Below are 14,421 nucleotides of genomic sequence, written 5' to 3' on the forward strand. Positions count from 1 at the left end.
CTGGGAGGTTTCATGGCCGACGGCTACGGCGTCACACCCGACGAGTTGCGCAGACACGCCGCCCACCTGGACGTCATCGCCGGGGAACTCGACGAGATCAAGCAGGCGGGCGGCGCTGTCGTTCCCGCCCCGGACTCCTACGGCCGTCTCTGTGTCGTTGTTCCCGACCTTCTCGGCCGGCTCCAGGCACCGCTGACCGCGGCGATCGGGGCGGCCGGGCAGTCGGTGCGGGACACCGCGGGCACGGTCCGCGGCGTCGCCGACAGCTATGAGGCGGCTGACGAGGCTACCGCTGCCGCGATTCGTGGTGGGTAATCCCTACGTCGCGCCACCTGCCGAGGTGGACAAGGACCCGTGGGCCGGGATCTGGATCGCCGAGGACATCCAGCTGATCCGGCAGGGGATCGAGAACGGCGACTGGATCGACGGCACCCTCGGCGTGGTCGCCACGAGCCTGGACGGCTTCGCCTTCGCCGGTGATCCGCTCGGGGGTCCCGGCAGCAGCAGGGTGCGATCACGGCGCTCGCCGAGGCGACCGCGACGATGGCGGCGATCACCGAGGGCGCCGGGTTCCTCGTCGCGGCGGTTCGGGAACTGGTGCGCGACGCGATCGCCACCGTGGTGTCCCGGCTGGCCGTCTACGCCGCCGAGGAGGTCGCCACCTTCGGGGCGGCCACCCCGCTCATCCTGCCGAAGGTCGTCTCGGTGGTCTCGTCGTGGTCGGCCCGGATCGGGCGGTGGCTGACCGCCCTGCTGCGCAGCCTCGACAACCTGGTGCCGCTGGTCCGGCGGATCGAGGACCACATCGACGCGCTGCGCCGGCTGCTCGATCGGCTCGGTCGCGCCGAGGAGGAGTTCCACGCCCTGCACCGGGTGAAGAAGAAAGGCGCCGGGGCGGTCCAGCTCTACAAGCTGGATTCGGTACGGGCGATCGCCGACAAGTACGGCATCGACATCGACGGGCTCCGGATCACCCTGGCCGACCGCCGTTTCCGGGGCTATTGCGGGATGACGAAACCGGACGGGTCGATCACCCTGTTCGTGCCGGGATTCCGCAGTGAGGAGGACCTGGCGCGGACGCTGGCACACGAGAAGTTCCATCACGACGAGCTCGCCGCCGGAAAACCGTATCCGCGGGATCCGGACGAGTTCGAGGCCTTCGAGGACCGGGCGTACGCGCACGAGGATCAGTGGTGGGAAGATCAGCCGGTCCGTCCCGAGCCGAGAAGGCGATGATGACATTCGAGCAGTGGCTGGACGTCTACGAGGTCGCCTACCGCAGCGCGGGGGAACCGTTCGACATCGCCTGCCCGGAGTGCGGGCATCTGCGGCTCCGGCTGGTCTATACGGCGAAGCCCGGTGCGGATGTCGGGTACGGGACGTTCTGGTGTGAGCACTGCCTCACCGGGATCGGGATCTCCCGGGCCGTGATTCCGGGCTGGGCGGTCGTCCGGGACGGCAGCCTGCCCGCTGCGGAGCGCACTCCCCGGATTCCGGACTTCCGGCTCGTCTCCTGACTTCTCGTCCGACTTCTCGCCGTGGTGGGCGGGCCCGCTCCGGTGGCGGGAGTGAGGGAGGATCGACGGGTGAGTGTTGGTGGGGACGGGGTGGTCGTCGGGCTCTTCGGTGGGGTTCGGGTCGAGCGGGGTGGGGACGGGGTTTCGGTGCCGGGGAACCGGCTTCGGGGGCTTGTCGTCCGGCTCGCTGTCGCCGGTGGGCGGGCGGTGGCGCCCGCGGTGCTGGTGGCGGCTCTGTGGCCGGAAGAGCGGCCTGCTGATCCGGTCAATGCCCTGCAATCGCTCGTGTCCCGGCTCCGGCGGATCGTCGGGGCGGCTGCCGTCGCCCAGTCCGAGGGTGGGTACCGGCTGGTCGCGGTGGATGTCGACGTTCTCCGGTTCGGGCGGCTGGCGGCCGGTGGGCGGGAACGGCTCCGGGGTGGAGATCTCGCCGGGGCCGCCGCGATGCTGGGGGAGGCCGCGGGGCTCGTGCACGGGGCGGTCGCTCCGGAACTCGCCGAGGTCGCGCCCGCCCATGCGGTGCGCCTGGCCCGGGACGTCGTCGACCTCGGGGCTGATCTTGCCGAGGCCGAGATCGGGCTGGGGCGGGCCGATCGGGCCGCGGCACGGCTGACCGGGCTGGTGGCCGAGCATCCGATCGACGAACGGTTCGCGAGTCTGCTGATCGACGCGCTGGCCGCGCAGGGGCGGCAGGGGGACGCGCTCGCCGTCTACGAACGGATCCGGGAAGGCCTCGCCGACCAGCTGGGCGCCGACCCGGGCGCGGCCCTGCGGGACCGCCACCTGCGCCTGCTCCGCGGCGACACCGACACCCCCACCCCGGAAACGAGTGCCCGGCAACTGAGCGGCTCAGCGAACAGCAATGAGCAGGACGCGGCGGAAACAAGTGTGGCCGGGGTGGGGACGGGGCTGGTGGCCGTACCGGCGGGAAGGGGTGGTGGGCTGGAACCGCGGACCTCGGCGGGATCGGCGGTGGTGACTCCGACGAATCTGCCGGCGCCGTTGACCAGTTTTGTCGGGCGGGAGGACGATCTCGCCCGGGTGGACCTCCTGCTCGCCGATGGGCGTCTGGTCACCGTGACCGGGCCGGGTGGGGCCGGTAAGACCCGCCTCGCCACCGAAGCCGCCCGCCGGCACACCGCCGGCAACCCGGACGGCACCTGGCTCGTCGATCTGGCGTCGGTGACCGAGAATGCCAAGGTGGGCGCGGCGGTCGTGGCGGCTGCGGGTCTGCGCGGGGCGGCGCTGTTCGAGACCGGTGCGCGGGTACGCCCGGACGGCCGCGAGGACGTCGATCTGCTCGCCGAGCGGCTGTCCGGCCGCCGGGTGCTGCTCGTGGTCGACAACTGTGAACATCTCATCGACGCCGTCGCGCATCTGGTGACCGCGCTGCTGACCCGGTGCCCGCTGCTGCGGGTGCTGGCCACCAGCCGGGAGCCGCTCGCGGTGGACGGTGAGGCGCTGGTGCCGCTGGGCCCGCTGGACCTGCCGGGGGCCGACGACGAACCGGCCGTGGCGATGCGGGCGACGGCGGTGCGGCTGTTCACCGAGCGGGCCGCCGCGGTCCGGCCCGGTTTCACCGTCGACGACGGCACGGTCCGGGACGTGATCCGGGTGGTCCGCGGCCTGGACGGGCTGCCGCTGGCCCTGGAGCTGGCCGCCGCCCGGCTGCGCACGCTCGGCCTGCCGGAGCTGCGGGCCGGCCTGTCCGACCGGTTCCGGCTGCTGAACACCGGCAGCCGGACCGCCCAGCCCCGGCACCGGACCCTGCGCGCGGTGATCGCCTGGAGCTGGGATCTGCTCACCGACCGGGAGCGGCGGCTGGCCGAGCGCCTGGCGGTCCTGCCGGGCGGCGTGACCGTGGGCCTGGCCACCGCGACCGGTGACCGGGACGGTGACGCGGGGGAGTTGCTCGCCGCGCTGGTGGACCGGTCGATCCTGCAGCTGGGCCCGGGGGAGGGCCGCTACCGGATGCTGGAGACGTTGCGCGAGTACGGCATCGAGCGCCTCACCGAACAGGGCATCCTGACCGAGGTCCGGGACGCCGCGGCCCGCCACCTGGGGGTGCTGGTGGCCGGCTGGGACGCCCGGCTGCGTACCGCCGACCAGGTGGCCGCGCTCCGGGCGCTGCGCGCCGAGTACGACAACGCCCTGTCCGCCCTGCGGCACTGGTGCGACACCGGGAACGCGCGGGCCGCGGTGACCCTGGCCCTGGACCTGACCTGGTACTGGCAGATGTTCGGCCGGCACGACGACGCCCGGTACTGGCTGAGCGCCGCCCTGGCGACGCCGGGGGAGGTCGATCCGGTGTCCGTCGACTGTGCCGAGGCGGTGATGATGCTGAACCGGTCGAGCACCGAACCGGCCCTGATGAACGAGACCGCCCACCAGCGCATCGAACGTCTCGCCGGCCTGAGCGCCCGGCTGTCCCGGCACGAGGAGCTGCCCGGCCCGGCCGGGGCGGTCGCGGCGGCCACCCTCTACTTCGCCGGCAAGGACGCGGAGGCGGGCCGCCGGGTGGACCGGATGATCGCCGGCCCGGACCGGTGGCTGGCGTCGCTGGCGAACCTGTTCAAGGCACAGATCGCCGAGAACGACGGTGACATGGATCTGCTGGCCCGGCACGTGACGGCGGCCCTGGACGGGTTCCAGGCCCTCGGCGACCGCTGGGGCCAGGCGACGGTGCTGCCGTTGCGGGCGCTGACCCGGCAGTTCGACGGTGACCTGGACGGCGCCCTGACCGACCTGCGGACGGCGCGGGCGCTGGCCCGCCAGTTCGGTTCGCTGGACATCGCCGACGAGATCTTCATCGACATCCGCTGGGCGGACCTGCACATGCGCCGGGGCGAGCCGGACGGGGCCCGGGAGGCGCTGCGGTCGGCCCGGTCGCGTGCCGAACGGTCCGGGTCCGCCGACATGGTGCTGCTGGTGGACGCCTTGGAGGCGGGGGTGCTGACCTGGCTCGGCGACTACGACCGGGCCCAGGAGCTGGTGGACCGGTCGGCTGCCGGGTTCGGGCTGGACTTCGAGCGGGTCACGCTGATGGCCGGCGACCACGGCACGGCGCTGGTCGGCGCGGTCCGGGCGTCGCTGGCCGTGCACCGCGGCGATCCGGCGACGGCGGAGAAGGCGCTGCTGGTGGCGTACCCGGCGGCGCTGGAGACCCGGGACATGCCGATCCTGGCGATGGTCGCGGTGTCGGCGGGCGGGCTGGCGGTGCTGCGCGGCCGGTTCCGGGACGCGGCGCTGCTGATCGGTGCGGCGGCCCGGCTGCGGGGCGCGCACGACCACACCGACCTGCAGGTGGCCCGGGTCGCGGGACAGGTCCGGTCGGCGCTGGGCGAGGAGGGCTTCGGGGAGGCGTACGCCGCGGGATGGTCCTTGGACACCGCAGCCGCGCGGAGTCTGATCGACCCCGCGCGGCTCGCACTGCCCGGATCGTGAAAGATCAGGCCCGCCGGGCGTAGGCCCGCAGGGCCAGCGGCACGAACACCACGAGCAGGCCGGCCATCCAGAGCAGGGTTTGCATCAGCGGTCCGGCGACCGGGCCCTCGACCAGCAGCCCGCGGATCACCTCGACCAGTGGGGTGATCGGGTTGACCGACACGAACCCCTGCAGCCAGCCGGGCAGGGTGTCGGTGGCGACGAACACGTTGGAGCCGAACGTCAGCGGCAGCACCAGCAGGAACATGATGCCCTGGACGGCGCCGGAGGTCCGGGCGAGCATCCCGACCCACACCGAGATCCAGCAGAAGCAGAGCCCGAACCCGATCGACAGGGCCACCGCCGCGACGGCCGGCAGGAAGCCGGTCTGGATCCGGAAACCCATGATGGTGCCGAAGCCGAGCATCACCACACACACCGTCAGGTACCGGACCACATCGGCCAGGACCGCGCCGATCAGTGGCGCGGCCCGGGAGATCGGCAGTGACCGGAACCGGTCGAAGACGCCTTTCTCGATGTCCGCGTTGAGGTTCTGCCCGAGTGCCACCCCGCCCATCGCGAGCGATTGCGCGAGCATGCCGGGTAACAGGAACTGCAGGTACGCGTCGCGATCCCCGGCGATGGCGCCGCCGAGCAGGTAGGTGAACATCAGCAGGAAGATCACCGGCTGGAGGGTGACGTCGATCAGCGCCTCGGGGGTGCGGATCGTCTTGATCAGGCTGCGCTGGGCCAGGGACGTGCTGTGCCTGGCGATGGCCAAGGTGCTCATACCAGTTCTTCCTTCTTCGTACGGCCGGTCAGCACGTGGAACACCTCGTCCAGGCTGGGCAGGTGCAGGGCCAGTTCGGTGACCTCGATCCGGTCCGCGCGCAGCGCCGGGATCAGCTTGTCCAGGGCCTCGTCGCCGGTGACCGGCACCGAGGCGGCGCCCGCGCGGGATCCGGCGTTCTCGTCCCGGCTCGCGGTGGTGCCCGCGGCGGCCACCAGGTCCAGCAGTCGCAGCACGTCCGGCACCCGGTCCGGGTCGGCCGGGCGGACCCGGAGCGTCTGCCCGCCCACCTTGCGCTTGAGCCCGTCCGGGGTGTCGTGCGCGATCACCCTCCCGTGGTCGACGACCACGATCTCGTCGGCGAGCGCGTCCGCCTCCTCCAGGTACTGGGTGGTCAGCAGCACGCTCGCGCCACTGGTGACCTGGGTGCGGACCACACCCCACATGTCCTCGCGCTTGGCCGGGTCGAGACCTGTCGTCGGCTCGTCCAGGAAGATCACCTCGGGGTGCCCGACGAGACTCGCGGCCAGGTCGAGACGGCGGCGCATGCCACCGGAATACGTCTTAGCCGGACGCTGCCCGGCCTCCTCCAGGTCGAACCACGCCAGCAGTTCTCTGGCCCGGGCTCGCGCGCCGGCCCTGGTCAGATCCAGGAGACGACCGATCAACACCAGATTTTGTACGCCGGTCAGGTCCTCGTCCACCGACGCGTACTGCCCGGTCAGGCCGATCTTGCGGCGTACCTTCGCCGGCTCCTTCAGCACGTCGACGCCGGCCACCACGGCGCTGCCCTCGTCGGGTTTCAGCAGGGTGGCGAGGACCCGTACCGCGGTGGTCTTGCCCGCGCCGTTGGGACCGAGTACCCCGAGCACCGTCCCGCGGCGCATCGACAGGTCCACCCCGTCCAGCGCCTGGGTACCACCGAACCGTTTGCGCAGCCCCTCGGCGCGCACCACCAGATCGTCTGTCATGCCCGCAGCGTGCCGCCCCGCGCTGCCATACAACGCACACGCCGCTGTCATCACGATGACAGCGGCGTGTGCGGCGAACAGGTCGTCCTACGAAGCGGCGGGCTCGGACTTGCGCTCCGGCTCGGCCGGCGGGGCGGGCGGCTCGGCGGGCGACGCCGCGTGGTGGTCGTCGACCATGGTGGCCTCGTCGAACGGGTCGTTGCCGGCCAGCACCAGCGCGGCCCGTTCCCGGTCGAACTCCTTGGTCCAGGTGCCGATCAGGACCGTGGCGACCGCGTTGCCGGCGAAGTTGGTCAGCGCGCGGGCCTCGGACATGAACCGGTCGATGCCGACGATCAGGCCGACGCCGTCGACCAGGTCGGGGCGGTGGCTCTGCAGGCCGCCGGCCAGGGTGGCCAGGCCGGCGCCGGTGACACCGGCGGCACCCTTCGAAGCGATGATCATGAAGAGCAGCAGCGACACCTGCTCGGAGATCGACAGCGGGTCACCCATCGCCGACGCCACGAACAGCGACGCCATGGTCAGGTAGATCGCGGTGCCGTCCAGGTTGAACGAGTACCCGGTCGGCACGGTGATGCCGACGACCGGCTTGGAGACACCGACGTGCTCCATCTTCGCGATCAGGCGGGGCAGCGCCGACTCCGACGACGACGTCGACACGATCAGCAGGAACTCCCGGCCCAGGTACTTGAAGAGGCTGAGGATGTTGATCCGGGCGACGAACCAGAGGATCGAGCCGAGCACGATGAAGACGAACAGCGCACAGGTGATGTAGAAGCCGAGCATGATCTGCGCCAGGCTGATCAGCGCGTCCACGCCGGTGGCGCCGACGACCGCCGCGATCGCGCCGAACGCGCCGATCGGGGCCAGCCACATCAGCATCGCCAGGATCCGGAAGACCACCCGCTGGAACATCCCGATGGCCCGCAGGACCGGCTCGGAGATGGAACCCAGGGTCTGCAGCGCGAAACCGGTCAGCAGCGCCACCAGAAGCGTCTGCAGCACGTTGCCGGAGGCGAACGGGGAGAGCAGGCTGTCCGGGATGATCCCGAGCAGGAAGTCGGCGGTGCTGGTGGCGGTGTCCTCGCCGACCGCCTTCTGCCCGGCCGCGGCCACCTTCTCGTCCAGGTGCATGCCGGAACCCGGCTGGATGATGTTGCCGACGATCAGGCCGATCGCCAGGGCCACCGTCGACATGCTGAGGAAGTAGGCCAGGGCCAGACCGCCGACCTTGCCGACCTGAGCGGCCTGCCGGATCGAGCCGACGCCCAGCACGATGGTGCAGAAGATGACCGGCGCGATCATCATCTTGATGAGATCGACGAAGCCGGTGCCTATCGGTTTGAGCTCGACCGCGAAGTCCGGCACGATCAGGCCGACGGCGATGCCGAGCAGGACGGCCACGATGACCGCCAGGTACAGGAAGTGGGTGCGGTCCCGTTTGACCGGGGCGGTGGTGGAAGTCATGCCGAGAATGTGGCCTGGGTCTCAGAGACTTTCACCGTTACGTTCATTCTGTTCACTCGAACGAAACGATCGGGGCACGGTTTTGGCACGTCGATGGAGCATCGCCCGGCAGCTCTTCGCCCTCCAGGTGCTGGTGGTGACGCTGCTGGTGGCGATCGGCACGGTCGGGGCGGTGCTGCTCGCCCGCCGCGACGCGCACACCGCCGCCGTCGCCGAGGTGGTCGCGGTGGCCGAGTCGATAGCCCACTCCCCGTCGGTGGTCGAGGCACTGCGAACGTCAAACCCGACAACCTTGCTGCAGCCGTACGCCGAAGCCACCCGCGACGCCACCGACACCGACTTCATCGTGGTGATGGCCCCGGACCGCACCCGCTACACCCACCCCACCACCGAACTGATCGGGCAGCCGTTCGCCGGAACCGTGGAGAAGGCGCTGCGCGGCGGCACCGTCATCGAGGAGTACCGCGGCAGTCTCGGCCCGTCGGTCCGCACCGTCGTCCCGGTCCGCGACACCGACGGGCGCACCGTCATCGGTCTCGTCTCGGTCGGCATCCGCACCGAGGCCATCAACCGTGACCTGATCGCCCAGCTGCCCGCCTTCGCCGCCGCCACCGGGGTCGCCCTGCTCCTGGCCGCCGGTGGATCCTGGCTGCTCAGCCGCCGCCTGCGCCGCCAGACCCACGGCCTCGGCCCGGCCGAGATGACCCGCATGTTCGAGTACTACGACGCCGTCCTGCACGCCGTCCGCGAAGGCCTCGTCGTCGTCGACCGCGACGGCCGGGTCACCCTGATCAACGACGAGGGCCGCCGCCTGCTCGGCGTCACCGACGACGGCCCCGCCGACCTGCCCACCGAGGTCGCCGGCCTGATTGCCGAACAACGGCCCACCGTCGACGAACCCGTCCTCATCGGCGACCGCGTCCTGGTCGCCAGCCGCCGCGAGACCCGCTTCGACGGCCGTGTCCTCGGCACCGTCCTCACCCTGCGCGACCACACCGAACTGCGCGCCCTCACCGGCGAACTCGACTCGGTCCGCGGCCTCACCGAAGCCCTGCGCGCCCAGGCCCACGAAGCCGCCAACCGCCTGCACACCGTCCTCACCATGGTCGAACTCGGCCGCACCGACGAAGCCATCCAGCTCGCCACCGCCGAACTCGCCCTCGCCCAGCAACTCACCGACCAGGTCGTCGGCGCCGTCGACGAGCCCGCCCTGGCCGCCCTGCTGCTCGGCAAATCCGCCCAGGCCGGCGAACGCGGCGTCGAACTCACCGTCGACACCGGCTCCCGCCTCACCACCTCCCTGCTGCGTGGCCGCGACCTGATCACCGTCGTCGGCAACCTGATCGACAACGCCCTGGAAGCCGTCGCCGAGACACCGCTGCCCCGCAAGGTCGACGTGCTCGTCCGCGAACAGGACGGCGAAGTGCTGGTCCGGGTCGGCGACAACGGGCCGGGCCTCACCGAGGAGCAGGCGGCGTACGCGTTCCGGCGCGGCTGGACCACCAAGGGCGACGGCCACGGCATCGGACTGTCCCTGGTCCGGCAGGTCGCCGAACGCTACGGCGGCAGCTACCAGATCCGGACCGGGGACCAGGGCGGCGCGGTCATCACCGTACGATTGCCGGTGCCCTCATGACACCCATCCACGTGCTCGTCGTCGACGACGAACCCCTGATCGCCGAGGCTCACCGGGCGTACACGCAGAAGGTCGAGGGTTTTGCCGTCACCGGTGTCGCGCACACCGCGCGCGAGGCGATGACCATGCTCCGCGCCCACCCGGTTGACCTGGTCCTGCTCGATCTCAACCTGCCCGACAAACACGGCCTGGAGATCGCCCGGGCCCTGCGCGCGGCCGGCAGCGGCACCGACGTCCTCGCCGTCACCTCCAACCGGGACATCGCCATGATCCGCCAGGCGGTCGCCCTCGGTGTCACCCACTACCTGCTGAAACCGTTCACCTTCGCGGCGTTCCGCGACAAACTCGACAGGTACGCCCAGTACCGCCGGCAGCTCGCCGCATCCGCCGAGGTCGCCGCCCAGCACGAGGTCGACCGGGTCTTCGCCACCCTGCGCGGCGCCCCCGCCGACACCCTCCCCAAAGGACTCGACCCGACGACCTTCGACCTGTTCCTGACCGCCCTGCGCGCCGCGGCCCCGGGCGGGCTGTCGGCCACCGAACTCGCCGCCCGCACCGGCACCTCCCGGGTCACCGCCCGCCGCTACCTGGAACACCTCGCCGACGCCGGGCGGGTCGTGCGCAGCCCCCGGTACGGTGGCCCGGGACGGCCCGAGGTCGAGTACCGCCCGGCCTCCGGGGGTATGCCCGGTCCATGACGGACCAGACCCTGATCATCCTGGGCGCCAGCGGCGACCTCACCGCCCGGCTGCTGCTGCCCGGACTCGGCGCGCTGCTCACCGCCGGGCACGTGCCCGGCCTCACCCTGATCGGCGCGTCCACCGACGACCTCGACGACTCGGCCTGGCGCACCCGCGTCCACGACGCGTTCGGCGCGCACGGCGCCGCGGCCGCCGCTGAATCCACCGGGCAGGAGACCCCCACCACGGACAGCGTCCCGGCCACCTCGGACGTCGCCGACCGGGCCCGCTGGATCCGTACCGACGTCACGAAGGCTTCTGATCTTCGCGCTCTTCTCAGTGCGGCGCGCGGCTCCGTCGCCGTCTTCTTCGCCCTGCCGCCCGCCGTCACCGCGCTCGCCTGTGAGGCGCTGCTCGACGTGGACCTGCCGCCCGGCACCCGGCTGGTGCTGGAGAAACCGTTCGGCACCGGCAGCGAGTCGGCCACCGCGCTCAACGCTCTGCTCGCCAAGCTCGTCCCGGAGGAGCAGGTGCACCGGGTCGACCACTTCCTCGGCAAGTCGACGGTGCTCAACATCCTCGGCCTGCGGTTCGCCAACCGCATCTTCGAACCGATCCTCGACTCCACCCACGTCGAGTCCGTCGACATCGTCTTCGACGAGAATCTCGCCCTGGAAGGCCGGGCCGGGTACTACGACAAGGCCGGGGCGCTGGCCGACATGATCCAGAGCCACCTGCTGCAGATTCTCGCCCTGCTCACCATGGAAGCGCCGTTCAGCATGGCCGCCCCCGAGTTCCGTGACCGCAAGGCCGACGTGCTGCGGGCCACCCGTCTCTGGGGAACCCCGGCCGACAGCAGCCTGCGCGCCCGCTACACCGCTGGGGTGCTGGGCGACCGAAAGCTGGTGAACTACGCCGACGAGCCGGGCGTCGACCCGTCCCGCGGCACCGAGACCCTCGCCGAGATCGTCCTGGCCGTCGACACCTGGCGCTGGGCCGGAGTGCCGTTCCGCCTGCGCTCCGGGAAGGCGATCGGCGCCAGCCGCAAGGAAGCGGTGATCACCTTCAAACGGCCGCCGCGTGTCCCCGACGGCCTGCACGGCTGCGACCAGCCCGACCGGCTGCGCATCGGCTTCGGGCCGGACCACCTCGCCCTCGACTTCAACATCAACGGGCCCGGCGATCCGTTCGAACTGGACCCGATCACCCTGGAGGCGTCGTTCGGCGCCGGTGAGCTGCCGCCCTACGGAGAGGTGCTGCGCGGGGTCTTCGACAGCGACCCCACTCTTTCGGTACGGGCGGACACCGCCGAACAGTGCTGGCGCATCGTCGAACCGGTCACGTCCGCGTGGCGGGCCGGCGAGGTGCCGCTGCGCGAATACCCCGCCGGAAGCACCGGGCCCAGCCTCTTCCTCTGACGTCGCCTTTTCTGACGTCGCGTCATCTGACGGCGCCGTTTGTGACGGCGCGTTGTCTGACGGCGCGTTGTCTGACAACGCGTTGTCTGGCGGCGTCTTATCTGGCGGCATCTTTTCTGACGGCGTCTTTTTTGACGGTCGTCACCACCACCGTCTGGTACCGCATGGTGAACCGGTCGCCGACGGCCTCGCCGATCGCCGTCAGCAACGCCTCGAGTTCCGCCGGCGGCAGCAGACCGTGGCCGCCCGCGGTCGGAATCTGATCGAGCCACTCCTCGCGGGTGTACTCGTGGTCCCACGTGAACCGCCACACCTCCGGATCCCGCAGGTGTTCGGAGGCCTTCTCCACGATCGTGGCGTAGGGATCGGTCACCGCCCACGGATCGAACGGCAGGCTCGGTGCGGCTCTCCGGTAGGCCGCACCGAACCCTTCGGCCAGGTCCTTCGACGGCTGGACGGCGTTCCAGAACAGGGCGAGGCGGCCGCCCGGCCGCAGGACCTGGTAGGCCTTCGCCGCTCCGGCCACCGGATCCACCCAGTGCCAGGTCTGGCCGGCGACCACCGCGTCGAAGGTGCGTCCTTGCGGATCCCAGTCCTCGATGCGGGACTCCTCGACCGGGAAACCGTAACGCCGGGCCACCGCGGCCATCCGCGGATCGGGTTCGACGCCGAGCACCTCACAGCCCGCGTCCCGGAACTGGCGCGCGGCGATCCCGGTGCCAATACCGACGTCCAGCAGCTCGTGGTGGTCTTTCGCGATCCGGTTGATCATCTCGACGGGGTAACGGGGCCGGGCGCGGTCGTAACGCTCCGGATCGAGCCCAAAGGATTGCGCGATCTCACTGTGCTCATCGGCCCGCGTCTCATCGGCCCGCGTCTCATCGGCCCGCGTCTCGGCCCGCGTCTCGGCCCGCGTCTCGGCCCGCGTCTCGGCCCGCGTCTCGGGCCGCGTCTCGGGCCGCGTCTCATCGGCCCGCGTCTCGGGCCGCGTCTCATCGGCCCGCGTCTCGGGCCGGGTTTCATCGGGCTGGGTTTCATTGAGCCGGGTTTCATCGAGCCGGGGCTTCTCGAACCTTGACTTCGCAAATCGGGAAGTGGGCATGCGCCCACTTTAAGTGGGCGCATGCCCACTCGGCTAGATTCCTGAGTGTGCCAACCGGTGTAGCCCTACGCGACGTGCGGGAACAACTCTTCGACGCGGCCGACCGCATCCTGCTCGGATCAGGGCCGGAAGCACTCACCAGCCGAGCCGTCACCGACACCGCCGGCTGCGCCAAAGGCGTCCTGCACCGGCACTTCACCGACTTCGACGCGTTCCTCGCCGACTACGTCCTCGACCGCGTCCACCGTCTTTCCGCCGACGACCTCCTGAACGCCGGAAGCGGAACGGTCACCGGCAACGTCGCCGCCTTCCTCACCGCGCTCTTCGGCTCCGTCGCCGTCGCCATCGTCGCCCTCGTCACCTTCCGCGACGGGCTCCGTGCACGGCTCCGCGACACCTGGCCAGCCGGAGTCCCCGTGCTCACCCAGGGCGCCGTGGCCCTCGCCGACTACCTGGAGGACGAACGCGCCCGCGGCCGGGTCGCCGCCGGAGCCGACACCACAGTCCTCGGCGCCATCCTGATCGGAACCGGCCACCTGCTCCACGCCGACCGCACCGGCTCACCCCCCACCCCGGCCGAACTACGCCGTGCCGTCGAGGCGATCATCCCCGCCTGACCCGTTCCCCACCCACCCGGCCGCCCGCGCCGCGCGGTCACGGCGATCGTCACCGTCCGTCCCGCCCGCGCCGCGCGGTCGCGGTGACTATCTCCGTGCAGCCCGGTCGCCCGCGCCGCGCGGTCACGGCGATCGTCACCGCCCGTCCCGCCCGTGTCGCGCGGTCGCGGTGACTATCTCCGTGCAGCCCGGTCGCCCGCGGCGCGCGGTTACGGCGATCGTCACCGTCCGTCCCGCCCGCGTCGCGCGGTCGCGGTGATTACTTCCGTCTCGGCTGCCCGTGCCGCGTGGTCACGGCGATCGTCACCGTTCGATCTGCTCCCTGTCCGGCCGTCCGCGGCGCGTGGTTGCGGGGATCATCCTCGCTTGACCTGCTCCGCGTCGTGCCGTCGCGTCCGTCGCCACCAGCGGTACACCAGGCCTGCGTAGGAGACCAGCACCACCGCCGCGATCAGCAGTCGCACCTCGTCCAGGTAGCGCTCCGGATACATCACCCCGGTCAGGTACGTGTCGATGAAACCGCGGCTCAGCCCCGACTGGCCGGCCCGCTCCCGCGCCCAGTCCTCCACATAGGTCAGCGGGCAGTTCAGCGTGAACACCACGATGCACAGGCCCCACCCCGCCGCGACCAGGTGCAACCAGATCGTCCACGGCCAGCGCCAGGCCACGAAACCACCCAGCACGACGTACCCGATGAACAGGAAATGCACCGCCATCGTGGCCTCGGCCAGCACCCGGAAAATCATGCTCCAAGTTTCTCCCATTAATTCGTTGGACGGGTTCCCGTCCGGCGCCTATCT

General features: G+C 71.3%; 13 protein-coding genes. 8 read left to right on the forward strand and 5 right to left on the reverse strand.

The features are described 5' to 3' along the window. Positions 1–12 precede the first annotated feature (12 nt). From Aco03nite_RS27925 to Aco03nite_RS27940, 4 genes are all read left to right on the forward strand, one after another. A complete protein-coding gene (locus Aco03nite_RS27925) occupies positions 13–315 on the forward strand; it encodes a type VII secretion target (protein WP_203799711.1) in 303 nt (100 codons plus the stop codon). Between the two features lie 228 nt (positions 316–543). Continuing rightward, positions 544–1,236, forward strand: a complete 693-nt coding sequence (locus Aco03nite_RS27930; RefSeq protein WP_203799713.1) for a hypothetical protein — start codon at positions 544–546, stop codon at positions 1,234–1,236. Next, positions 1,236–1,517, forward strand: coding sequence for a hypothetical protein (locus tag Aco03nite_RS27935; RefSeq protein ID WP_239145486.1), 282 nt, complete (start codon positions 1,236–1,238; stop codon positions 1,515–1,517). The genes Aco03nite_RS27930 and Aco03nite_RS27935 overlap by 1 nt, the downstream gene beginning before the upstream one ends. A 69-nt stretch (positions 1,518–1,586) precedes the next feature. Then, positions 1,587–4,961 carry an AfsR/SARP family transcriptional regulator gene (locus tag Aco03nite_RS27940; RefSeq protein WP_203799717.1) on the forward strand — a complete coding sequence of 1,125 codons (3,375 nt, stop codon included), beginning with the start codon at positions 1,587–1,589 and terminating at the stop codon, positions 4,959–4,961. Between the two features lie 4 nt (positions 4,962–4,965). On the opposite strand, the gene Aco03nite_RS27945 is transcribed toward Aco03nite_RS27940, so the two are convergent. The 3 genes from Aco03nite_RS27945 to Aco03nite_RS27955 form a co-directional block, all read right to left on the reverse strand. Next, entirely contained in the window at positions 4,966–5,730 is a 765-nt protein-coding gene (locus Aco03nite_RS27945; protein ID WP_203799719.1) for an ABC transporter permease, read from the reverse strand. Beyond that, on the reverse strand, positions 5,727–6,701 hold the full coding sequence (locus Aco03nite_RS27950; protein ID WP_203799721.1) for an ATP-binding cassette domain-containing protein: 975 nt from the start codon (positions 6,699–6,701) through the stop codon (positions 5,727–5,729). Before Aco03nite_RS27950 ends, Aco03nite_RS27945 begins: the two co-directional genes overlap by 4 nt. 87 nt (positions 6,702–6,788) lie before the next feature. Beyond that, positions 6,789–8,168 carry a cation:dicarboxylate symporter family transporter gene (locus Aco03nite_RS27955; protein ID WP_203799723.1) on the reverse strand — a complete coding sequence of 460 codons (1,380 nt, stop codon included), beginning with the start codon at positions 8,166–8,168 and terminating at the stop codon, positions 6,789–6,791. Between the two features lie 82 nt (positions 8,169–8,250). Between Aco03nite_RS27955 and Aco03nite_RS27960 the strand changes: the two genes are divergently transcribed. The 3 genes from Aco03nite_RS27960 to Aco03nite_RS27970 are packed head-to-tail and all read left to right on the forward strand — an operon-like array spanning position 8,251 to position 11,902. Continuing rightward, on the forward strand, positions 8,251–9,804 hold the full coding sequence (locus tag Aco03nite_RS27960) for a sensor histidine kinase (protein ID WP_203799726.1): 1,554 nt from the start codon (positions 8,251–8,253) through the stop codon (positions 9,802–9,804). Next, positions 9,801–10,502: a response regulator gene (locus tag Aco03nite_RS27965; RefSeq protein ID WP_203799729.1), complete on the forward strand. Its 702-nt coding sequence runs from the start codon at positions 9,801–9,803 to the stop codon at positions 10,500–10,502. The genes Aco03nite_RS27960 and Aco03nite_RS27965 overlap by 4 nt, the downstream gene beginning before the upstream one ends. Beyond that, on the forward strand, positions 10,499–11,902 hold the full coding sequence (locus tag Aco03nite_RS27970) for a glucose-6-phosphate dehydrogenase (protein ID WP_203799732.1): 1,404 nt from the start codon (positions 10,499–10,501) through the stop codon (positions 11,900–11,902). Before Aco03nite_RS27965 ends, Aco03nite_RS27970 begins: the two co-directional genes overlap by 4 nt. A 97-nt stretch (positions 11,903–11,999) precedes the next feature. Here the strand turns inward: Aco03nite_RS27970 and Aco03nite_RS27975 are convergent, their stop codons facing one another. After that, complete coding sequence (locus Aco03nite_RS27975; protein ID WP_275415915.1) at positions 12,000–12,740, reverse strand: class I SAM-dependent methyltransferase; 741 nt, start codon at positions 12,738–12,740, stop codon at positions 12,000–12,002. Positions 12,741–13,051: 311 nt separating this feature from the next. On the opposite strand from Aco03nite_RS27975, the gene Aco03nite_RS27980 reads away from it, so the two are divergent. Further along, the gene (locus Aco03nite_RS27980; protein WP_203799740.1) at positions 13,052–13,621 is read left to right on the forward strand and encodes a TetR/AcrR family transcriptional regulator; all 570 of its coding nucleotides are present in this window, start codon (positions 13,052–13,054) and stop codon (positions 13,619–13,621) included. A 356-nt stretch (positions 13,622–13,977) separates the two neighbouring features. Here the strand turns inward: Aco03nite_RS27980 and Aco03nite_RS27985 are convergent, their stop codons facing one another. After that, positions 13,978–14,367, reverse strand: coding sequence for a DUF2784 domain-containing protein (locus tag Aco03nite_RS27985; protein WP_203799744.1), 390 nt, complete (start codon positions 14,365–14,367; stop codon positions 13,978–13,980). Positions 14,368–14,421: the final 54 nt, after the last annotated feature.

Source organism: Actinoplanes couchii (genome assembly GCF_016862075.1).
GTDB classification, from domain to species: Bacteria; Actinomycetota; Actinomycetes; order Mycobacteriales; family Micromonosporaceae; genus Actinoplanes; species Actinoplanes couchii.